Origin of the sequence: Rothia sp. HMSC065G12 (assembly GCF_001811455.1) — a bacterium.
Taxonomy (GTDB): Bacteria; Actinomycetota; Actinomycetes; order Actinomycetales; family Micrococcaceae; genus Rothia; species Rothia dentocariosa.
On record NZ_KV804819.1, the window covers coordinates 115149 to 135343 of the forward strand.

At 60.2% G+C, this 20195-nt stretch carries 17 protein-coding genes; 13 read left to right on the plus strand and 4 right to left on the minus strand.

Annotated elements, in window-relative coordinates:
- Positions 1-197: 197 nt before the first annotated feature.
- Positions 198-875: a Crp/Fnr family transcriptional regulator gene (locus HMPREF2804_RS10190; RefSeq protein ID WP_004005489.1), complete on the minus strand. Its 678-nt coding sequence runs from the start codon at positions 873-875 to the stop codon at positions 198-200.
- A 371-nt stretch (positions 876-1246) separates the two neighbouring features.
- Between HMPREF2804_RS10190 and HMPREF2804_RS10195 the strand changes: the two genes are divergently transcribed.
- The gene (locus tag HMPREF2804_RS10195; RefSeq protein WP_004005488.1) at positions 1247-2440 is read left to right on the plus strand and encodes a MarP family serine protease; all 1194 of its coding nucleotides are present in this window, start codon (positions 1247-1249) and stop codon (positions 2438-2440) included.
- A gap of 162 nt (positions 2441-2602) precedes the next feature.
- Here the strand turns inward: HMPREF2804_RS10195 and aroQ are convergent, their stop codons facing one another.
- A complete protein-coding gene (gene aroQ, locus HMPREF2804_RS10200; RefSeq protein ID WP_004005487.1) occupies positions 2603-3046 on the minus strand; it encodes a type II 3-dehydroquinate dehydratase in 444 nt (147 codons plus the stop codon).
- Positions 3047-3157: 111 nt separating this feature from the next.
- Here aroQ and nth point away from each other — a divergent pair, with 111 nt between their 5' ends.
- Positions 3158-4084, plus strand: a complete 927-nt coding sequence (nth, locus tag HMPREF2804_RS10205; protein WP_070628242.1) for an endonuclease III — start codon at positions 3158-3160, stop codon at positions 4082-4084.
- Positions 4077-4844: an NUDIX hydrolase gene (locus HMPREF2804_RS10210; protein ID WP_070628244.1), complete on the plus strand. Its 768-nt coding sequence runs from the start codon at positions 4077-4079 to the stop codon at positions 4842-4844. Before nth ends, HMPREF2804_RS10210 begins: the two co-directional genes overlap by 8 nt.
- A gap of 65 nt (positions 4845-4909) precedes the next feature.
- Here the strand turns inward: HMPREF2804_RS10210 and HMPREF2804_RS10215 are convergent, their stop codons facing one another.
- Positions 4910-6862 carry a bifunctional 3'-5' exonuclease/DNA polymerase gene (locus HMPREF2804_RS10215; RefSeq protein ID WP_083308379.1) on the minus strand — a complete coding sequence of 651 codons (1953 nt, stop codon included), beginning with the start codon at positions 6860-6862 and terminating at the stop codon, positions 4910-4912.
- A gap of 195 nt (positions 6863-7057) precedes the next feature.
- Here HMPREF2804_RS10215 and HMPREF2804_RS10220 point away from each other — a divergent pair, with 195 nt between their 5' ends.
- The 7 genes from HMPREF2804_RS10220 to HMPREF2804_RS10250 all read left to right on the plus strand — a co-directional run bounded on the left by HMPREF2804_RS10220 (position 7058) and on the right by HMPREF2804_RS10250 (position 15806).
- Positions 7058-9541, plus strand: a complete 2484-nt coding sequence (locus HMPREF2804_RS10220) for a PEP/pyruvate-binding domain-containing protein (protein ID WP_048751216.1) — start codon at positions 7058-7060, stop codon at positions 9539-9541.
- Between the two features lie 6 nt (positions 9542-9547).
- The gene (locus HMPREF2804_RS10225; RefSeq protein ID WP_070628245.1) at positions 9548-10744 is read left to right on the plus strand and encodes an MFS transporter; all 1197 of its coding nucleotides are present in this window, start codon (positions 9548-9550) and stop codon (positions 10742-10744) included.
- A gap of 227 nt (positions 10745-10971) precedes the next feature.
- A complete protein-coding gene (locus tag HMPREF2804_RS10230) occupies positions 10972-12768 on the plus strand; it encodes a TadA family conjugal transfer-associated ATPase (RefSeq protein ID WP_246824275.1) in 1797 nt (598 codons plus the stop codon).
- Complete coding sequence (locus tag HMPREF2804_RS10235) at positions 12765-14189, plus strand: type II secretion system F family protein (RefSeq protein ID WP_070628247.1); 1425 nt, start codon at positions 12765-12767, stop codon at positions 14187-14189. Before HMPREF2804_RS10230 ends, HMPREF2804_RS10235 begins: the two co-directional genes overlap by 4 nt.
- A gap of 84 nt (positions 14190-14273) precedes the next feature.
- Positions 14274-14783, plus strand: a complete 510-nt coding sequence (locus HMPREF2804_RS10240; RefSeq protein WP_070628250.1) for a DUF4244 domain-containing protein — start codon at positions 14274-14276, stop codon at positions 14781-14783.
- A gap of 58 nt (positions 14784-14841) precedes the next feature.
- A complete protein-coding gene (locus tag HMPREF2804_RS10245; RefSeq protein WP_070628252.1) occupies positions 14842-15264 on the plus strand; it encodes a TadE/TadG family type IV pilus assembly protein in 423 nt (140 codons plus the stop codon).
- Positions 15265-15266: 2 nt separating this feature from the next.
- The gene (locus tag HMPREF2804_RS10250; protein ID WP_070628254.1) at positions 15267-15806 is read left to right on the plus strand and encodes an Rv3654c family TadE-like protein; all 540 of its coding nucleotides are present in this window, start codon (positions 15267-15269) and stop codon (positions 15804-15806) included.
- Positions 15807-15864: 58 nt separating this feature from the next.
- Here HMPREF2804_RS10250 and HMPREF2804_RS10255 read toward each other — a convergent pair whose 3' ends face one another.
- On the minus strand, positions 15865-18390 hold the full coding sequence (locus HMPREF2804_RS10255) for a DEAD/DEAH box helicase (protein WP_070628269.1): 2526 nt from the start codon (positions 18388-18390) through the stop codon (positions 15865-15867).
- A gap of 162 nt (positions 18391-18552) precedes the next feature.
- Between HMPREF2804_RS10255 and HMPREF2804_RS10875 the strand changes: the two genes are divergently transcribed.
- The 3 genes from HMPREF2804_RS10875 to HMPREF2804_RS10265 are packed head-to-tail and all read left to right on the plus strand — an operon-like array spanning position 18553 to position 20195.
- The gene (locus tag HMPREF2804_RS10875) at positions 18553-18750 is read left to right on the plus strand and encodes a hypothetical protein (protein WP_246824276.1); all 198 of its coding nucleotides are present in this window, start codon (positions 18553-18555) and stop codon (positions 18748-18750) included.
- A gap of 27 nt (positions 18751-18777) precedes the next feature.
- Positions 18778-19692 (plus strand): oxygen-dependent tRNA uridine(34) hydroxylase TrhO, encoded by a 915-nt coding sequence (locus HMPREF2804_RS10260; RefSeq protein WP_070449788.1) that lies wholly within the window; start codon positions 18778-18780, stop codon positions 19690-19692.
- Complete coding sequence (locus HMPREF2804_RS10265; RefSeq protein ID WP_070449791.1) at positions 19689-20195, plus strand: GyrI-like domain-containing protein; 507 nt, start codon at positions 19689-19691, stop codon at positions 20193-20195. The genes HMPREF2804_RS10260 and HMPREF2804_RS10265 overlap by 4 nt, the downstream gene beginning before the upstream one ends.

A 20195-nucleotide genomic window follows, 5' to 3' on the forward strand; every position in this document is an offset into this window, starting at 1 on the left:
GCCTAAGGCTGTCATCCACGGCAAAGCGAAGCGGCACCGGGGATGACTGGTCGCCTTGTCAAGCGAGTGTGGAGTATCCTCCTGAGCCTTGGAACTGATTCGAGGCAGAGCACGCAAAAACCGCATCCGAAATCGTTGAATAACACGATGTATCGGATGCGGTTTCGTACGAAGACTTTGCGAGCCCGTCAGAGAGCTTAGCGCGAGCGTTGGCGCAGTCGAGGCAAATCGAGGATCACGACTGCGCGTGCCTCTAGACGAATCCAGCCGCGGGAGACGAACTCTGCCAGTGCCTTATTAACGGTTTCGCGGGATGCACCGACAAGCTGTGCCAGCTCTTCCTGGGTGAGTTCGTGGGCAACGAGGATGCCGTCGGTTGCGGGGCGCCCAAAGCGGTCTGCAAGGTCGAGGAGTGCCTTAGCGAGACGACCGGGGACGTCGGAGAAGACGAGGTCTGCCAGCGCTTCGTTGGAGTGGCGCAGGCGGCGTGCCAGGGTCTTGATAACCTGGTCGGAGATGCTGGGGTCCTGTCGCTGTGCACGTTTGAAGGATTCGTGCTTAATAGCAGCTAGGCGTGTTTCGGAGACCGCTACGGCGTTGGTGGAGCGGGGGGAGGGGTCGAAGAGTGCCATCTCGCCGAAGACGTCACCGGGTCCCATGAGCGCGACCATATTTTCGCGCCCATCTGCGGCGGTGCGCCCGAGCTTGACCTTGCCGGAGAGCACAGCGAAGAGCTGGTCGCCCTGGTCACCCTCGTAGAAGAGCACGGCGTTGCGGGACAAATCAATTTCTTGGATATCGTCTGTGAGCAGCTTGAACGCGGCGTCATCGAGGGTCGCGAAAAGTGGGGAACGACGAAGGATATCGAGATCCATAGTTACTCCTTGAGTGGGATAGCGGGCGATTCTTTCGCTCGAAAATCTGTGCGTCACACGGTCGCGTCTGCGAGACGGATACGATGTGAACCGCATCGCTGGTGTGTGACATATTCAACTAACACTAATACTGAGCGTACCTCATATTTTTTATTTCCGCATCTAAAAAACAACATCTAGGAGGAAAAGTTTTCTGCGCTTACGGGGAAAACTTAAGAAATTCACAGCTTCGCACTCTAGCATCAGCATGTACAGTGTGAGAGGGCTTTGAGCAGCGCACGAACTCTTCGACTTCTCTCATGCTCAGGCGTGCCTTCCGGACGCGCCGTGCGGATTCACCGCATTTTATGTATTCACCAAGGAGGACGCTCATGTCAGCAACTTTTAGCCCCCTTGACATTATTATTCCTGTCATTCTCGTGCTTTATTTCATTGCCGGTCTGCGTAGCGGCTTCTTCACCACGCTAGGCACCTTTATCGGTCTTGCTCTAGGTGTATGCGCCGCAGCGTGGCTCATCCCGCTTGCCGTTGCGGCTGTGGGATCCAAATGGGGGCTGATTACCGCTATCGGTATCCTGATCCTCTGCCTAACGCTGGGGCAGTGGTTGGGACTCATCGGCGGCCGCAGCCTGCGCCGTGTCACGGATATAACCCCGCTTAAAGGCGTAGAACGTTTCTTTGGCGGCGTGCTCAATGTTGCCGCCTGCGCGCTTGTGCTCGTGGTCTTAACGCTCACGATGCGCACCGTACCCCTGCCGCAATTCAACGCCGCGTTGAACAACTCAAAGACCCTCTCGTGGATGGTCGAGAACACCCCGGATGGTCTGCGCAACGGTATTGAAAATATTCGTAACGATGTGCTCGCATCCGGCACTATTCCCGAGGTGCGCCAGCTGATCGCCCCGGAAACCAGCGCGCCCACCCAGGGCGTAGAAACGGAGGCGCTCAATAACGCCTCTGCCTCTGTTGTGCAGATTCTTGGCGCCGCAGAACAGTGCGGATACACCTCGACCGGTTCCGGGTTCGTGGTGGATCATGGGCTTATCGCGACGAACGCACACGTGCTTTCGGGCGTGAACTCGCCTATGGTGAGGGATCAGCGCGGGCGCACCTGGCAGGGCGAGGTGGTCTATATGGATACCGCCCAGGATCTTGCCTTTATCCGCGTGCCCGGCATGAACCTGGACCCGCTGCCGATCGGCAGGAACGCAAACCCCGGCGAGACCGTAACCTTCATGGGTTACCCCCAGGGTGGGCCGTTCAAGGCGCTCCCTGCGACCGTGCAGGGTGTGGGCAATACCCAGACCATTGACGTAGAGACCGGTAAGCCTAACCCGATGCGCCAGGTCTACCAGCTTGCCGCAGATGTGCAGCACGGTAACTCCGGCGGTCCTGTTCTTGACGAAAACGGTAACGTTGTGGGTGTGGTCTTCGGTAAAGCTCCTGACGGTGAAAGCAGCACGGGTCAGACCGGTTATGCGATAACCGCATCCACCCTGAAGCAGGCGCTTGAGGCTGGCGGCAGCAACACCGCTTCCGTGGCGACCGGAACCTGCAAGAACTAATTGCTGTAACACGATAAACGCATAATGTTATCGCTGGGTAAACGTGCGATGACAATCAAGATATAAGGTGCCTCACGTATCCTTACCATTGGATGCGTGAGGCACCTTTGCGTGTCCGCCCCATTACTCGGCGCTGAGGCTCTACGACGATACTTCTCGGCTCTACTCCGACTCCAGGTGCTGCGCCAAGAAATCTACCGCCATCACGTACCCGTAGGCGCCTGCTCCGGCGATCACCGCCGTAGCCTGCGGGGACACATACGAATGGTGCCTAAACTCCTCGCGTCGGTGCACATTCGAGAGATGAACCTCAACGACGGGCAGCTCGGCGGCCTCCAGCGCATCGTGAAGCGCCACCGATGTGTGCGTGTACGCCGCCGGGTTGATAATAATCGCCGCGCCACGGGTGCGTGCACGCTGAATCTCATCCACCAGCACACCCTCATGATTGGACTGCATAAACTCAATATCGAAGCCGTGCAGGGCGGCGCGCTCGCGCACCATCAGTTCAATATCGTGCAGGGTTGTGTACCCGTACACCTCGGGGCGACGCTGCCCCAGCAGATTCAGATTAGGGCCATTCAGAACAAAAATCGTTGCAGACATACCCCTAGTGTGGCATATTTACCCGCTCAAAAGCGGCAGAAACTGTGCGGTAACGGCGAACTTCGGTACCCCTAGCTGGGAAAAGCAGACAAAAAACGGTAGGCTCGCGCTATGAGCGCATCCGCACCGAAAAGCACCACCGACACAGCCCCAGAGCTACAGCTCACCGAAGAAGAACGTGAGCTGCTAAGCATCCGCACCGTGCCCGAGTTTGAGGCAGCACAGGCGGCACGCCGCCGCGCGAAAGCACTCGCCAAAGCCCCCGAAAGCCACCTTGCCACCGTGCGCCGAGCCCGCAAAATCAACCGCATCCTGGGCGAAACTTACCCCTACGCCGTGGCTGAACTCGACTTCACGAACGCCTTTGAACTGCTGATCGCCACGGTGCTCTCGGCGCAAACTACCGATGTGCGCGTCAATCAGGTAACCCCGGCGCTCTTCGCCCGCTACCCGGATGCGCCCGCCCTCGCCGCCGCCACCGAAGAAGAAGTCGAACCCTATATTCAATCCCTCGGGTTCTACCGCGCCAAAGCGAAATCTATCGTCAAACTCGCCCGCCAGCTCACCGACGACTACGACGGAGAAGTGCCCGGAACCCTCGATAAACTGGTGAAACTGGCAGGAGTCGGGCGCAAAACCGCAAACGTGGTACTCGGCAACGCTTTCGGAGTACCCGGGCTAACCGTCGATACCCATTTTGGCAGGCTCGCGCGCCGCATGGGATTCACCACCGAAGACGACCCCGTCAAAGTCGAACACGACGTTGCCGAGCTTATCGAACCACGCGAATGGACCGACTTCTCACACCGCATGGTTTACCACGGGCGGCGCATCTGCCACGCCCGCAAACCCGCCTGCGGGGTCTGCCCCATCGCCGACCTGTGCCCATCCTGGGGCGAAGGCGAGACGGACGAAACCAAAGCGCGTAAACTCATGAAATATGAAATGGCACCCGGGCGTGAACGCCTGCACCTGCGCTTCCTCAACGGTGCCACACGCCGCCAGCTTCACGCCGAAGGATACCCGCTGAGTGCCTAACACCCTGAACACCGCCGCCGAACAAGCCCGCGATGCACTCGCGAACCTTGCCGCAGGAAAACTCGATTTCAAGATAGACTCCCTCATGCGGTACGCGCCCAACGGTACGCTCTCCAAAGAGGCGGCAGTGCTCGTTCTCTTCGGAGTACTCGATGATGAACCGAGCGCATCCGCTGACTTTGAGGGATGCCCAGAGTGCGTGGGTGAGAACCTGGACGTTCTGCTTCTGGTGCGGGCGGATACTCTGCGCTCACACGCCGGTCAGCCTGCATTCCCGGGCGGAAAAATTGACCCCGAGGATTATGCGCTGTCGCGCCAGCAGGGAGTTCCGGTGGGGCGCATCGCCGCCCTGCGCGAGGCCGTGGAAGAGACCGGGCTTGACCCTGCGGGCGTTGAAATTCTGGGGGAGCTGCCGACCCTGCCGCTTGCCGTGAGCGATTTCAGGGTGACCCCGGTGCTGGGGTGGTGGGCTTCACCCACGCGGGTTGGCGTGGTCGATACGAACGAGTCTGCCCTGATTACGCGGGTGCCCGTGCGGGATCTGCTCAACCCCGCCAACCGGCATACGGCATATGTGAAGCGCGAGCACATAACCCATAAAACCCCGGCGTTTGAGGTTGTGCACTCTCACGGCGATGCGCGGGTCGAGTTCACCGTGTGGGGATTCACTGCGATCGTGCTCGATAAGATTTTTGATGCGCTCACCTGGACAGTACCGTGGGATGCTTCGGTACTTAAACCTGCGCCCGCATCTGGGTAAGCAGCCTTTGGCGGGTGTCTAAAGGCTCTCGGGAGGGAAGAGAAACGAGCGTAGGCGGCGTGGACCTATTTACCTTCGGCATAGTTGGTTGTGACCGTCACTGAGACCGGGAATTCCACCGGCACCGTCCCGAAAAGCAGGCGCGCCGCCTCTGCAGCAGACTCCCGCAGAATCCTCTCGATACGCTCCGCCTCAAGCTTGGGGCCGCACAGCAGCAGCTCATCGTGCAGAAAATAGACAATTTTGGTGCGCATAGGCATGCCGAAAACCGTCTCGGTCAGCAGACGCGAACGCACCCTGCCCATCCAGCACAGCGCCCATTCCGCAGCCGTTCCCTGCACCACAAAGTTGCGGGTCATACGCCCGTAAGAGCGAGAAAGGGAGACAGCACGCGACTCCGCCGCCGGGGTAGAACGGTCTGCGACCGTCCGTTTGAAACGTTCATCTGGCGCGGGTGAGGTGCGCCCCAAAAAGGTGGTGACCTGCCCGCCCACCTCGCCGATGCGCGCCGCACGTTCCGTAAACTCCATCGCACGCGGAAAAAGCTTGGCGACATGCGGCAGCAGCGCCCCAATCTCTCCGCTGCGCCCGCCGTACATAATGGCGAGAAGCCCCACCTTAGCCTGTGCGCGTTCGGTGAGCGCCACGCCCTCAAGCCGGGCGAGTTCGGCGATTCCCGCATACATATCGGTGCCGCGGCCCGCCGATGCCAGCGCCTCGTCGTGGCTGAGTGCCGCCAGGATGCGCGGCTCAATCTGCGAACCGTCAGAAACGAGAAAAACCTCGCCTTCGGGGGCTAGAATTGCCGAACGGATTTCGGCGGGAAGCTGCAGAGCCCCGCCGCCGGATGCGCCCCACCGCCCGGTCGCGGCGCCTCCAACTTCAAGATGCGGGCGAAAACGACCATTGCGCACCCAGGAATCCGCCCAAGACCACCCGTTTGCTGTAAAGATACGGTACAACTTCTTGTACCTGAGAATGGGCTCGATGAGTGCCCACCGCCGTTCCCGCTGCGTGGCAGTCTCGTCAGCCCAGCCCTTGAGCACATAGGATCGGGTACTGGGCACGTTCACCCCGGCGGCGTGAAGTGCGCGTAAAAGTTCCTGCGGGGAATCCGGGTTCAGATGGGGCGCGAAAAGGTCGGCGCGAATCTGCTCGGCAAGCTCCATCAACTTGGCGGGATGCTCGCCTTCGGGCGGGCGCGGGCCCAAAATCTCAGTCAAATGTGCGTCATGCGCGGCGGTGTCAAAAGGAATTCCGTAGTATTCGATTTCTGCCGCAACCAGGGACCCTGCCGATTCCGCCGCCGCCAATAACCGCAGCCTTTCAGGGTGCGAACCGGTGGCGATCGCCCGCAGCTGCGCGGTAAATTCGTCGAGATGCCGGTGCACCAGCTCGGTATCTGCCGATGTCAGTGTTGGGGGCGCCGCCTCATGACCAGATACAGTATTTTCTTCCGCCGCCGTCAAAAAGTCGTCCCCGAAAAGCTCGCCCTGACCGGCAATTTGGCGTGCGACGGGCAGCTTACCCGCAGGTTTTTCGACAGTATCCTGCGCCAGGTCGAGAACGGGTTCATAACGAACATGCCCGCTCGGGTGAGTGCTTGCGGTGCGCAGAATTCGCTGTACCAGGCGCATATCGTGGCACAGCTGAACCCGCACCCCTTTGCGCAGCAGAATAGGTGCAATTGTGCGAGTGTCAGCCCATATCCAGCGTGCGTGCGGTTGCTTCGACTCGGGGTTAATGCGCGGGTCAGAGCGGCGTTCGACTTCGCGCACATAGGCGGGCAGATTCCCAGTACTCACGCGGTCGGCGCGCAGAATATTGAGCTTCGTATGCGTGCCGGTCAGTTGCGCCGGGGCGAGAGATTCGACGTGAAAAACTCCCCAAAAAGCGGGGGAGGATGGGGAACCATGCCCCGATGTTCCCGTGACCGTGTGGGCACGCGCGGGATGCGCATACAGCGGAATGACCGAACCGCCGGTGGGCGCATCGAGGGGAACAACGAGAATGTACACACTCCTATTATCGGTGAGAGAACCCCGAATATGCGAAGACGGTTATGCGTGAACCTGCATGTCAGGGCGAATTCGATGACAGCAATCTATGTCCAAACCCCGCCGCGACAGATATTCTAAAAGAACAGAGAAACGCTTTGCCGTTGAGACAGGACAACAAGCGACACGAAGCACAATTAAGGCGGTGATCGGGCGATGACTACCCCACACGAACAAGAGACGACCGCGTTCATATCCTGGTTCCGGCGAGGTCATCCTTCAGGGGACGCCCAGGTAGCCAGCGTTGGCGGCAAGGGTGCCAACCTTATAACGATGCATCGCGCCGGTCTGAACGTGCCGTCAGGATTTTGCGTGACAACAGACGCCTATAGAGCAGCCGTTGCACCGATTGCTGAAGATATTATTCATGAGGCAACCGGTACGAACTCTCACGGTGCACGAGAGCTGATCTTGAAGCAGGAAGTCCCGTGTGCCGTGCGAAATGCCGTTGTCGAGGCTTATCGGGCGCTGGGATCGCCGATTGTGGCGGTACGTTCATCAGCGACAACGGAAGACCTGGACAGCGCGAGTTTCGCGGGGCAGCAGGATACCTATCTCGGCGTGCAGGGAGAAGAGTCTGTTGTCGATGCCCTAAGGCGGTGTTGGGCGTCCCTCTGGACGGATCGGGCGGTGGCATACCGCACAGAAGCCGGGTTCTCCCACGAATCGGCGGAACTTGCCGTGGTGGTGCAGGAAATGGTTGCTGCAGACGTGGCGGGCGTCTTATTTACGGCAGATCCTATCTCTGGCATGACGGAACGGATGCTCGTCAGTGCCTCCTACGGTCTTGGCGAGTCTGTCGTCGCCGCCCACGTCAACCCGGATACATTTACGCTGGACTCGCGGGGGCACGCCGTCGAGACGATCATCGGGGATAAAGAAACGCGCATCGACCTCGACCACACTGGCGGGACTAAGAGAAGCCCGGTTCCACCGAATGATCGCGCGGCTTCGTGCCTGTCAGACTCCGATCTTCGACGGCTCCACGCTCTCGGGCGGCAGGTATCCGCCTATTACAACGCACCCCAAGATATCGAGTGGGGCATATGCGGCGATGAGCTCTACCTCTTGCAGACTCGACCGATTACATCTTTATCGAATCTGTCAAGCACCGACCCGGGACACGGTCCTGCACAGTCAAAGATTCTGCAGATGATGCGTGATGACCTGATCGAGCATTATCCCGCACCGTATCCCTTAGACATCATGCCCGTGCGCAAGGTACAGCAGGAAGTTCAGCAAGTTCTCGGTTCTTTTGGCGTGGATACAGCACCGGCTAATCGTGTTATCCGCATCAGCGATGACGGGATTGCGAGCGTTCACGCAACGTGGCCGCGTGTTTCGCCCCGCATCGTAACGCACTTGCCGCGCACGATCCGACAAGCTTTTTCGGCGGCTAACCCCGACTGGGACGCAGACTCGCTGGATTGGAAACATGAACTTGAAGCATTCCAAGCGGATAACCGGGCGCTTGAGAATATCACCGACCGGGATCTGATTGCGCGAAGTCACCGGGCGGTCGACGCGGCGGCTGAGCTTACGCGTGCTCGCTTCTCGCGCTACCTCATGCCGTTGATGTTTAAACGTGCCGAGGCGGATGTGATGATGAAGATTGCGCGGCTCGGTCCGAGCGTCACCACCGAGGATTTATTCGCGAACCTTGATTTTGTGACGGCACATATCGACCGCGAGATTTCGCGTCTCTGCGAGCGTGCCCGCGATCTTGCTCTCGACGACGTTCTCGTGGAAACGGATAACCCGGTTGAATCTCTCTCGAAGCACGCCAACGGGCCGACGTTTCTCGAAGAGGTTCAGCAGACGCTGTCGCGGATTGGGGCGCGCACACCGCGCATGTACCTGCCCTATTCAAGCAGGTCTTGGGGCGAGAACCCCGAATCATTTTTCACACTGATTGCCGCCGGTATTCGTGGCAGGCACACCATGGATGCGGATCGGGCCGATAAACGTCAGCTTGTGCGTAGCCGGCTGCCACGGTTCCTGCATAAACGTTGGGATAAGACGGTCACCGCGTTGCGGGCTCTGCATGTCGCACGTGAAGGCTCTCTGTACCTCATCGAAGAATGGTTTGTTGAGGCTCGTAGGGTCATGGACGAGATCGCACATCGACTCGTTGAACGCGGCATCTTGGCGAATCCCTCAGACGTAACCTATGCGCTGTTTGACGAGGTGGAATCTGCGCTGCTTGCAGAAGACCCATCCTCCGATCTTCAGCAGAAGATTTCGCGCCGAAAGCAGAAGCGCACAACCGCTGAGACTCTGTGGTGGGACCGGGGGAATCGCCAATCCGAGACGGACGGCATCAAAGGGGTTGGCGCGAGCCCCGGGGTGACGATGGGCACGGCACGGGTTATCCATGGGCCGGAAGAGTTCGGGCTGTTGGAACCGGGCGAAGTGCTCGTGTGCCGGTACACAGATCCAACCTGGACCCCGCTGTTCAATGTGGCTGCCGCCGTGGTGGCTGATACCGGAGGTCCGCTTTCTCACGCGGCCATCGTCGCGCGCGAGGTCGGGATTCCTGCTGTGCTTGGCACTCAGTCCGGTACGCAGGATATTACGTCGGGCCAGACGATTCGGGTTGATGGGAACACAGGACTGGTTACACCGGTCGAAAGTGAGTGAGGGCAGATGAGTCGTCGTCACTGGTGTCTGGCAGCCGTGCTCATTGGGGCTGCTTCGGCTACGCTGATGCAGAATTTTATCACGGTCAGTTTGCCGACGATCGCCTCCGAGCTTGCCGGTCACAGCACCGTGGGGTGGGTTGTGGGCGCCTACATGTTAGCGTCCACCGCTGTGCTTCTGAACAGCGGTCGCTGGGCCGACCGCCAAGGACCGCGGAAGGTTTATGTTGTGGGTACCCTGCTGTATGCAGCGGCTACAGTGTTGACTTCGCAGTCTCAGTCGATGGTGCAGCTCATTATGTTCAGGGTGTTTCAGGGGCTTGGCGCTGGCATTATCGTGCCTGCGAGTATGGCTGCTGTGACCCGGTACTGGCGTGATAAACGTCTTGGCAGGATTATCGGTCTGCTGGGCTCAATGCAGGTTGTCGCGACACTGATCGGGGCGCCCCTCGGGGGCTGGCTGACCTCAGTTCTCGGCTGGCGTGTGGCGTTCGCAAGTCCTGCTATTCTCTCTGTCGTGGCTCTTGCCCTCTCGTTGAGCCTCCCCGGAAGCCGGTTGCCGAGTGAACCCGATAAAGCGCGAAGCCTCCGGTCTGTACTGGCTGAGCCGGTATTCGTGCGAGGACTGATCAGCACGGCGGGTTTGTCGAGCCTTGCCTTCGGTGCCGCCGTCTATCTGCCCATGTCAATGGCCCATACGCTGCATATGGATGTCGCGACTTTAGGGTGGTTGGTACTGCCTCTGGTGGCGGGAAGCGGCATCGGTTCCGCAATCGGCGGACTGCGCGCGCATCATGCGCGCACAGAGGTGATCGGGTGGCTGACGGCGACTATCGGTGTTCTGACGTGCCTGGTGCCTCATATCTGGTCGCTGACTGTGGGAGGTGCACTTGTGGGTATCGGTGTTGGCATTGGTATGCCCGCGATCTTCGTGAGGCTCCAGGATGCGATCAGTGGCGGGAGCGAGGCTGTGACAAGTGGGTTTGTTCAATTCGCCAGGAACGCCGGTGGTGCTTTGGGGGCTCCCCTCTACGGAGTTGGGTTGATGCTGCCGGTAGCTCTCTCCGCCTCTCTGCTGCTGACCTTCTCGTTCATGTCTGCCGCCGCGATCGGCGGACTCATCCTGTGCTGGGTGGGAATCATCGGTGTTTCTGCATATAACCCGGTACATGAACCGTCTCGTGAAGACAAGGCAGTAGGGTGAGGCGATAAGAACCCTTCCTAGTGGTTCGGGCGCAAAGCGGCACGGTTAGCGCGGTGCGTTATAGCGCGACATAAAAGCGTGGTTTGTGCAGTCGGTGAGCAGACAATCGGTGTGGGATCGTCCTCCTGCCCTGTGGATACCCCGTAAAAGTGTCCCATAGGGCGAAGTTATCCACAGCCTGCGGCTCGGCTGCCGTGCGCATGCGCGAAAACCTGTGAAATAGGGGTATGGCAGCTTTACCTCCTTCACCTCAGGCAGTATTTCGCACCCAAACGGCAGAACACGGCGTTTTCCGGGCGTTCTCTCGCGGCACCGACAGCGCTTATAGATCGGGCAGCGCTGAGACAGCAGGCACCGATGTTGCCCCCGAGCAAACAGACTTCGTCGCCTGCGGAAACTATGCCCCACCCGAAACCCTCTCGATTGTTGGCACCTGCATGCCGCCTCAAGAGCTGATGGCACCCGACTTTTCAGTCGAGACGAGAGAACGCCTGGGGCTCACGCCTATTCCGGTGTTTGAGGATCACCGCGCGCGGCGCATCGCCCGGCATGCTCTCACCTACCTGCTGGCGCGCCCACCCAGCCCGCACGCCAAGACCAATCAGGCTTCACCCGATGCTTCGGCAGCAGGCGAAAATCCCCGATTGTGGTCGAGTAAAGACCTAACGTTGGCGGTGCAGCAGGCCTGTGAAGATGACATGTACGGAGATGACAACCACGAGTTTCCCGTCGAGCACGAGCCCGACATCGTATCGCGTGCGCTGTCCTGCCTGCACGCCGAACTTTACGGTCTGGGTGCGCTTGAAACCCTCACACATATTCCCGGAATCACCGATATTTACGTGAATTCCCCGCAGGATGTGTGGGTTCAGGCGCACGGACAAACCCAACCGGTAACCCTCACCTTCGAGACCGAGGCGCAGGTACGCCAACTCGCCAACCGTCTCATTAGGGCGCACGGCGGCAGGCTCGATGCGGCGCATCCGGCAGACGACGTGCACGACGACTCCGGTCGGCGTATTCACGCGGTCATTCCGCCGCTGGTCGAGAACACACACCTGTCTATTCGTCTGCCCGCCCAAAGCTGTTTGACACTTACCGCGCTCCGCGAAAGCGGCATGTTTGATGCGGCGACCGAGCAAGCCCTGCGCACCATGATTGCGCGGCGGCAGAACTTTGTCGTCAGCGGGGGAACCGGTACCGGAAAAACCACGCTTCTCAACGCGCTTTTGGGCGAATGCGAAGCCTGGGAACGCCTCATGATCCTGGAAGATACCCCGGAACTGAGCCCACAGCATCCGCATACAGTGAGCCTCAAAACCCGTGCCGCGAACGCCGAAGGCGCCGGAGAGATCACGCTGGGAGACCTGCTGGTGCAAGCTCTGCGTATGGCACCCGATCGGCTTATGGTGGGGGAGTGTCGCGGCTCTGAAATCCTGCACCTGCTTAACGCCATGAACACCGGGCACCAGGGTGCAGGCACAACGCTGCATGCGAATTCCGCATTCGCTGTGCCGCATCGTCTTGCCGCGCTGGGTGCGCTCGCCGGTTTGGATGAACGCACCGTTGCCCTGCACGCTTCTACCGCATTTGACCGCATTATTCACCTGGAACAGGTGCAGGGCGTGCGGCGGATCGCTGGAATTTACCGGCTTGACCTGCGCCAGGATGCGCTGGTGGTAACGCCGTGCGGGTCTGAGCCTGCGGGTGAACTCTTGCCGGGCGAAGGCCCAACGGCAGACAATTCGGCGGGCGGCACCCTACCTGAGGGTAACGGGGAAAACTTACCGCTGAACCCTCCCACGGACGCTATTTCACCGGATAGGCACGCTGTCCAGCCGTACCCGACAGCCGCGCAGCCCGCACACGAACACCGCGGTGCAACCCCCGAAACGTCGACTACACCAACCGCATGTACCTACGGATACGACCCGGGGGTTCGCACCGATTCTGATGTTCCGCCCTACACAACCGCACCACGGGAACAAACCGACCGTAGTAGCCAGGAAGGAGAGGAACTATGAGCCTGATGGTGCATCATAAGACACGCGCCGCCGGTTCGTCTCAGAGAAAGGCGCGTAAAAACGCAGGCGACAGCATGGCATTTGGCGAGTATCTGCCCGCCACAACACAGCCTCGGCTAAAGACACGGTTTCAAAGGCTTATCCCGTCGACTCCACCAACCTCAACCGAGATGCGTCTATGGCCGCAAGCGTTGCGCGGTATATCTGCAACCCTGGATGCGGGCCTGAGCCTGCGCGAAGCAACGGCTGAAAACCGTACCCGGCATCCGCCTGGCGCTGACGGCTTTACGGTTCACGGTTCCGCAGCACAAATTCGGGAAACGGGGAACGCTGATGGGAACGGACCCGAAAAGTCCTCGCTCTTTCGCCGGGCGCTGCACCGGCTGACGGGCAGCAGACGCGAGCGGGCATACCGGCAAACTCAAGACGATATTGACGAGCTATTAGACATTTTGGCCCGTGAAGAACAGCTTGGTTTCGCGGCGGGAACAACCCTGGGCGCCCTTAGCGCGCGGCGAGCACACAGCCGGGAGCGCATCCGCGAACTCGGCCTGTGCTTACGCATGAACGAAACCACCGGCGCACCTCTGGCGCAGACCCTACGGGCTGCAGCCGAACACGCCGAAGAACACCTGGATGCTCTTCTTGGGCGAGAAAGTGCGCTGACGGGACCGAAAACGACCGGCAAGATACTGTCGTGGCTGCCGTTTATCGGGTTGGTGATGGGCTGGCTGATGGGAACGGATCCCGTCGGCGCGCTGACTGGTTCGCTGGCTGGTCTGCTGACTGGTTTTTTGGGCATTACGCTGGCGCTTCTTGGGAGGCGCTGGACGGCTCGGCTTGTGCACCGGGCCGAACGCAGCTCCGTGCTGGCCGAGGAACCCGCGCAGAAGAATGCCCGCGCTCAAGGAACTAGGCGGCGCCGAAGAGAAAAGAAACCGCAGAAAGAACTGGCAGGGTTTAGCGGTTCTGCAGAGACTGAGCCGCTGGATCCGGCACTGATGCTTGAGCTTCTTGCCGCACAATTGCGTGCGGGGCTCGGCCTGACCGGTGCCTTACAGGCTCTTGGCCGGGCACTCGCGCATGAAGAACGGGCAATAAGTGATGCGCTTGAGCACATCACCTTGACCCTGACGGTAAGCGCCGATTGGCAGGCCGCCTGGGACGGTTACGACCATCCACTCTTGCGGGAATTGGCTCGGATCCTGGCACCGGCGTATTCGGCGGGAACACCCAGCTCGGCACTGCTGCGGCACTGCGCGGCAACATATCGGCTTGAAGAGCGCCGGGCGGCAGAGCGCGCATCCGCAAAGCTCGCCGTTGCACTGGTTCTGCCGTTGGGGCTGTGCTCGCTTCCGGCCTTTATCTGCTGCGGAATCATACCGATTGTGATCTCGCTTCTTCCGGGGCTGCTGGCCTGAACCCGGTGAGCTTCGCCCCGAGGCACGTTGCACCAAATCTACCCACAAAAATTATCAAACAACACTATATGAAAGGAAACAACAATGACTGTTGTACACTCTGCTCCCGCTCTGCACACCACGCACCGGAGCACTCAGGAATGCCTTGAGGCCTATGCCCGCACGGAAGAGAACCCCGTACTTTTAGGGCAGGCACTCGACGAATACACGAACATATACCTGCAGCAGCTTGAACCGCATCTTGCCCAACAACTAGCGCAGGCGCTCGCCGCCGGCTGCACCCTCGATAAATGCGCCGCAGAATGCCGTTCCCTGAGCGAACACGAGGAACTCTTCGCGGGAATTCGCACGGATGAAGCCGCCGAACTGCACGAGATGACCTCACCCACCGACGAGGCTGAATACGCGAACGAAAACGACCCGGAGGAGGGCGCCAGCACCGCCGAATACGGCATCGTAATGCTCGCCGCCGTAGGTTTTGCCGGTCTGCTGGTCGCCATTCTCAAGTCCGACGAGATTCGCGGCATGCTCGTAGATATGGTCAAGAATGCCCTTGCAACGGGCGGTTCTGGGCTGACCTTTGGGCTTTTCTAAACCCGGTACTACCCGTGAAAACCGCGAGAGTTGCCCAAACCCGACGAAAGGAACGTCTATGAGGCTTATACACCGCATGATGCGCGCCTGGCGGTTACGTGCACGTGATGAGGGCGCCGTGACTGCCGAATTCGCGGTCGCTCTGCCCGCCGTGATCGCGGTGCTTGCGATCTGTCTCTCAGCGGCAGCGGTGGGAATAGCCCAGTCGCGACTCGAAGAATCCTCGCGAGTCGCGGCGCGTGCCTTCGCTCGGGGAGATAACCTCGCCGCCGTGCAGCATGAAGTTTCACGGATAGACCCCAGCATTAACCTGCAGGTGCAGACCGTGGAAGAAACATCGGGGGCGCGGCAGGTGCGGGTTCAGGTGGAGCGTGCGGCACCGGGGGTTATCGGCTCGGTAACCGGCTGGAGGCTGCAGGCCACCGCGACCGCACGGGTTGAGGGCAGCTCGGATAACGCCACGACAGTTGGCGGCGAATAAACATGGTCACGCCTGGTTTCATCTGGAATGCATGCGTGCCGCCGTTTGCCAAACCGCGGCGCGAGGCGGCTGACCGACCGCAGCCGACCGAAAACCCGGAGGAGGGGAGCGGCACCGTACTCGCGGTAGGCATTATCGCCGCCCTGCTGATCCTGGCAACCGTCATCATCGGTTTTGCGGGGGTAAGCATGGCGAATCGGCGGGCGGCGCAGGCGGCAGACCTTGCGGCGCTCGCCGCGGCGGATGCGCTGCGCGGCATCACCCCTGGGGATCCTTGCGAAGTTGCCGCCCAGGTAGCCCGTGATAATAACGCCAATCTGGTGGGGTGCGCCCTCGCGGACCGCCCCGAAACCGTGGATATTCGGGTGAACTCTGCCGTGCACGGACCGTTTGCTTTCCTCGGCGATGCGCAAGGTACATCGCGTGCCGGGGCACCGCATCCGGACTCTGGGGCGGGTGCACCCGATGAGGGATTATCCGGCGACGAGATTCCCGAAAACGCTCCCTCTGACCGATCTGCTGAAGAACCGAAAAGCCCATAAAATCCGGCTGATGAGATCGATAGGAGGTGTTAGTCAGACCTCGTGGAATGCTCTAGCCTTACAGCATGTCCCGTTCTGCGTCATCGAGTGAGTGCAGCATTACCCGCAGTAGGTTTTGTGCGCCCGCCTTGGAGAGCGGTTCGTTGCGGTTGCCGCATTTGGGGGACTGTACGCAGGAGGGGCAGCCGCTCTCGCATCCGCAGGAATCAATAGCGTCCAGGGTTGCGCCCAGCCAGGTGCGAACCGCCTCAAACCCGCGCTGGGTAAAGCCTGCTCCGCCGGGTGCTGCATCGTACACGAAGATGGTGGGGCGTTCCGTATCGGCGTGGTACAGGGTGGAGAGTCCGCCTAAATCCCAGCGGTCGCAGGTCGCAATCAGCGGTAGCAGACCGATGGCGGCGTGTTCTGCGGCGTGCAGGGTGCCGGGTGCATCGGGTTCGGTCACACCGGCGGCAAACAGGTAACTTGGCTCGAAGGTAAACCAGATAGCCTCGGTCATCAGGATGCTCGGCGGCATCTCCATCGGCTCATCGCCCAGGTACTCACTGCCGTACACCGAGAACCGTTGAAAGCCCATAACCTGATCGGTCACCTGAACCCGCCCGCGATGCATCGTCAGACCAGCAGCACCGGGCTGGGTGCCGTCGAATCCGTACCGCACACCCGCCTTTTCCTGCAGAATCTTAACCTCGGTCGCCTCGATCGCCCGCGTGTAATAGTCGGGGTACACTCGCGAGAGCAGAATAACGCGCGCCGCTTCATCCAGGGACTCCACCAAATACTGGGCGTTCTGGTGAATATAGATAGCACCAGGGTGTCCCTGAGTCATTGCCTGCGCCGAATCCATCGTGCCAATCAGCGAACCGTCCTCAGCATCAATCAGTTGATAGGGACCACCGCCGGTGGCACGCAGATCCACCAGATTCGTCGCCGACTCCGCGTGCGTCCAATACCAGCCATCCGCCCGGCGGCGCAGATAATTCTGCTGCACCAACCGGTTAAGCAGAGCCTCAGTATGCTCGCCGAACAGCGAAAGCTCCTCGGCACGCAGCGGCGACTCCGCCGCGGCAGCGCACAAATGTGGCGAAAGCACATACGGGTTCGTCGGGTCGAATACGGTAGCTTCCACGCTCTGCCCGAAAATCGCCTGCGGATGATGTACCAGGTACGTATCCAACGGATCGTCCCCGGCGATAAGCACAGCGAGCGCATCCTGACCCCCGCGACCGGCACGCCCAATCCGCTGAATAAAGGATGCGCGGGTTCCGGGCCAGCCCGTCACGAGCACCGCATCCAGCCCGGAAATATCGATACCCAGCTCAAGCGCAGAGGTACTTGCCAGCCCGAGCAGTTCGCCGGTGCGCAGCCGATGCTCAAGCTCACGGCGTTCCTCGGGCATATACCCCGAACGGTACGCCGCCACCCGATACGCCAGCCCCGCCTCCGTCTCATCAAGGTAGCGCTGCGCTCGCTGAGAGATCAGCTCAGCACCGCGCCGCGACCGGGTGAAGGCAAGCGTGCGGGTGCGCGAAAGTACCAGGTCGGTGAGCATCTGAGCACCCTGTTCAATAGCGGAGATACGCTGCGGCGCCTGCTTTTCCGCCTCGGAACGGGTGTCGAAGGCGCTAGCACCGGCGGCGAGTTTATCGGTCACCTGCGTATCGGGCAGAAACTCCGGTTCCCATAGGATGACGGTGGATTCTCCACGCGGTGCGGTCGATGCGGTAATCGCGTCAACGTTCCCCTCAGGTACGCCAATGAGCTTGGCGAAAGACTCGGCAGGGTTCGCACTCGTGGCAGATGCCCCATAGAATACCGGGCTCACCCGGTAGAGCGCGCAGACTCGGCGCAGGCGGCGCAGCAGATTGGCGATATGCGCGCCGAACACGCCGCGGTAGCTGTGCACTTCGTCAAGCACCACATAGCGCAGCCCGCGCAGGAAGTTCGCCCATTGCCGGTGGTTGCCCAGAATTCCGTAGTTGAGCATATCCGGGGTGGTGAGCACAAAATTAGCGTGTTCGCGCACCCACCGCCGCTCCTGCGCCGGGGTGTCGCCGTCATAGGTGGCGGCGTTGAGCCCGGGAAGATGATAGGCGGTGATGGCGTTGAGCTGGTCGGCTGAGAGTGCCCGCGCCGGTGAAATATATAGAACGTTCGCTCTCTGATGAAAACCTGTGGAACCTGCATTAGTGGCCGTGGCGCTGAGCGGTTCACGGCGCGCCCCGCGGTAGAGGGCGTCGAATGTGGGCATGAGGTAACTCAGCGATTTTCCGGATGCGGTCCCGGTCGCCACAATCACATGCCGCGCCGTTGCGCCCGACTCATCGTGCCCCTGTCCGGATGCTCGCCCGAAGGAGAGCCGGTGCGCGTCTTCGGCGAGTGCAGCATCGAAGGCGCAATGTGCTGCCTGTGCCGCCTGCACCTGGTGGGTGTATGGTTCGTGCACGCCCAGCGACTCGAATGCCTCAATCACGCGCGGGTGCAGCCAGTGCGGCCACGGCGAATACTGCCCTTCACGTGCGGGAATGCGGTGCACATGGGTGATTTGCGGGGGCAGCGAACCGTCGCCGGGGAGCTTGGGCATAAGCCTGCTCAGCTGTTCGCGAAGGTTCTCATCGGGGCGCGAGGCAGGGGAGAACCCGGGGTGCTCATCAGCCGGGGAGTCGGGGGAGGGTTCGGGGCGCATCACACCATTGTAAAACCTCGGGTACGGTAAACCGGCGTTGGCAATCGCAGGGCGCCCGGTATGTTCCGCTCGCCCCAGCAGGAAGGTATTCGCTACCAGAAAACGGCGAAATCAGCCGGTGCAATGGGGCAGAAAAACGACGAGATATACCTCATGGTAAAGAAACCACATGCACCCATCATCGTGGGCGCATCCCGCGGGAGAATAGGGATTATCGGTCATGTTACGGGACGAGCGCCGCCGCCACGGCACACATAATGTACCTAGAAAGCGTAAAATAGGAGGGTGGCTCAGAATCGAATTATCTTGTATTACCAGTTTGCCCCCATAACCGACCCCGTGGCGGTCATGCTCTGGCAGCGTGCCCTGTGCGAGAAGCTCGGTTTGCGCGGGCGCATCCTCATTTCCAAACACGGCATTAACGGCACGCTCGGTGGCGAAATCAGCGCGGTTAAGGCGTACACCAAAGAGACCCGCCAGTACCCCGGTTTCAAGAACATGGAATTCAAATGGTCTGAGGGCGGTGCCGAAGACTTCCCCCGTCTGTCGGTCAAAGCGCGCGATGAAATCGTGGCGTTCGGCGCTCCCGACGAGCTCAAAGTAGACGAAAACGGCGTGGTCGGCGGCGGCGTGCATCTCAAACCCGAAGAGGTGAACAAGCTTGTAGAAGAACGCGGCGATGAAGTCGTCTTCTTCGACGGACGCAACGCATTCGAGGCTAAAATCGGTAAGTTCAAGAACGCTGTGGTGCCCGATGTTCGCACCACCCACGACTTTATTCGCGAGATCGAATCCGGTAAGTATGACGACCTGAAAGATAAGCCCGTCGTCACTTACTGCACCGGCGGCATTCGATGCGAAATCCTCTCCGCCCTCATGAAGAACCGCGGATTTAAAGAGATCTACCAGATCGACGGCGGTATTGTGCGCTACGGCGAAAAATACGGCGATAAGTCCCTGTGGGAGGGCTCGCTCTACGTGTTCGATAAGCGCATGCACATGGAGTTCACCCCGGATACTGTCACAATTGGCCAGTGTGAGCGTTGCTCGGCACCGTCTAATAAATTTGAGAACTGCTCGAATGAGAGCTGCCGCGAACTTGTGCTCCTATGCCCCGAATGCGCCACCGACGATGCGAAACGCCGCTGCGTGCCCGAATGTGCGGTGGACCGCCAGAGCGCCCACGCGAGTATCTCATGAGCGATTCCGTACAGGCGCCCGTGACGGTTTCGCCCGCGCGCATTGAGAAACACGGCTCTTTGCTGGTGGCGGGAGTCTCCCAGGTGTATAAACTGGGGGACGATTTCACGCCGCTGTGGGATGAGCTGAATCAGAAGGCATCCCCGGCGATGCTCGATATTCTGGCGGTCACTCAGTACATTGGCGTGTGCACCCAACCCAGTACCGACGGATTCGTGCGCTACACGGCTGGTATTTTGGTCGATGACCGTGCCTCGGCGCATAAACTTGGGCTGGGTCTGCTGGACCTTCCCGAGAGCACCTACGCGGTGGTTGAGATTACCGGGCCGATTTCGCGGTCTATTCCGGCAGGTTTTGAGAGCTTTGAGCGTGAGTTCTTCCCGTCGCATCCGCAGTACCGCCCGTTAGGCGGCCTGGAGGTGTACGGTCGCGGCGATATGCAGGCGGCAGACTACACGATGGAACTGTGGGTTCCGCTGCTAGAGGTTCCTGCCTCGGCATAA

What these genes read in the sequence shown, in the direction of transcription:
- HMPREF2804_RS10225 (WP_070628245.1), top strand. Translation starts at nt 9,548, where the DNA reads ATGAGTCGTCGTCACTGGTGTCTGGCAGCCGTGCTCATTGGGGCTGCT.
- HMPREF2804_RS10255 (WP_070628269.1), bottom strand. Translation starts at nt 18,390, where the DNA reads ATGCCCAAGCTCCCCGGCGACGGTTCGCTGCCCCCGCAAATCACCCAT.
- HMPREF2804_RS10265 (WP_070449791.1), top strand. Translation starts at nt 19,689, where the DNA reads ATGAGCGATTCCGTACAGGCGCCCGTGACGGTTTCGCCCGCGCGCATT.
- aroQ (WP_004005487.1), bottom strand. Translation starts at nt 3,046, where the DNA reads ATGTCTGCAACGATTTTTGTTCTGAATGGCCCTAATCTGAATCTGCTG.
- HMPREF2804_RS10875 (WP_246824276.1), top strand. Translation starts at nt 18,553, where the DNA reads ATGTTCCGCTCGCCCCAGCAGGAAGGTATTCGCTACCAGAAAACGGCG.
- HMPREF2804_RS10235 (WP_070628247.1), top strand. Translation starts at nt 12,765, where the DNA reads ATGAGCCTGATGGTGCATCATAAGACACGCGCCGCCGGTTCGTCTCAG.
- nth (WP_070628242.1), top strand. Translation starts at nt 3,158, where the DNA reads ATGAGCGCATCCGCACCGAAAAGCACCACCGACACAGCCCCAGAGCTA.
- HMPREF2804_RS10230 (WP_246824275.1), top strand. Translation starts at nt 10,972, where the DNA reads ATGGCAGCTTTACCTCCTTCACCTCAGGCAGTATTTCGCACCCAAACG.
- HMPREF2804_RS10250 (WP_070628254.1), top strand. Translation starts at nt 15,267, where the DNA reads ATGGTCACGCCTGGTTTCATCTGGAATGCATGCGTGCCGCCGTTTGCC.
- HMPREF2804_RS10190 (WP_004005489.1), bottom strand. Translation starts at nt 875, where the DNA reads ATGGATCTCGATATCCTTCGTCGTTCCCCACTTTTCGCGACCCTCGAT.
- HMPREF2804_RS10240 (WP_070628250.1), top strand. Translation starts at nt 14,274, where the DNA reads ATGACTGTTGTACACTCTGCTCCCGCTCTGCACACCACGCACCGGAGC.
- HMPREF2804_RS10245 (WP_070628252.1), top strand. Translation starts at nt 14,842, where the DNA reads ATGAGGCTTATACACCGCATGATGCGCGCCTGGCGGTTACGTGCACGT.
- HMPREF2804_RS10220 (WP_048751216.1), top strand. Translation starts at nt 7,058, where the DNA reads ATGACTACCCCACACGAACAAGAGACGACCGCGTTCATATCCTGGTTC.
- HMPREF2804_RS10195 (WP_004005488.1), top strand. Translation starts at nt 1,247, where the DNA reads ATGTCAGCAACTTTTAGCCCCCTTGACATTATTATTCCTGTCATTCTC.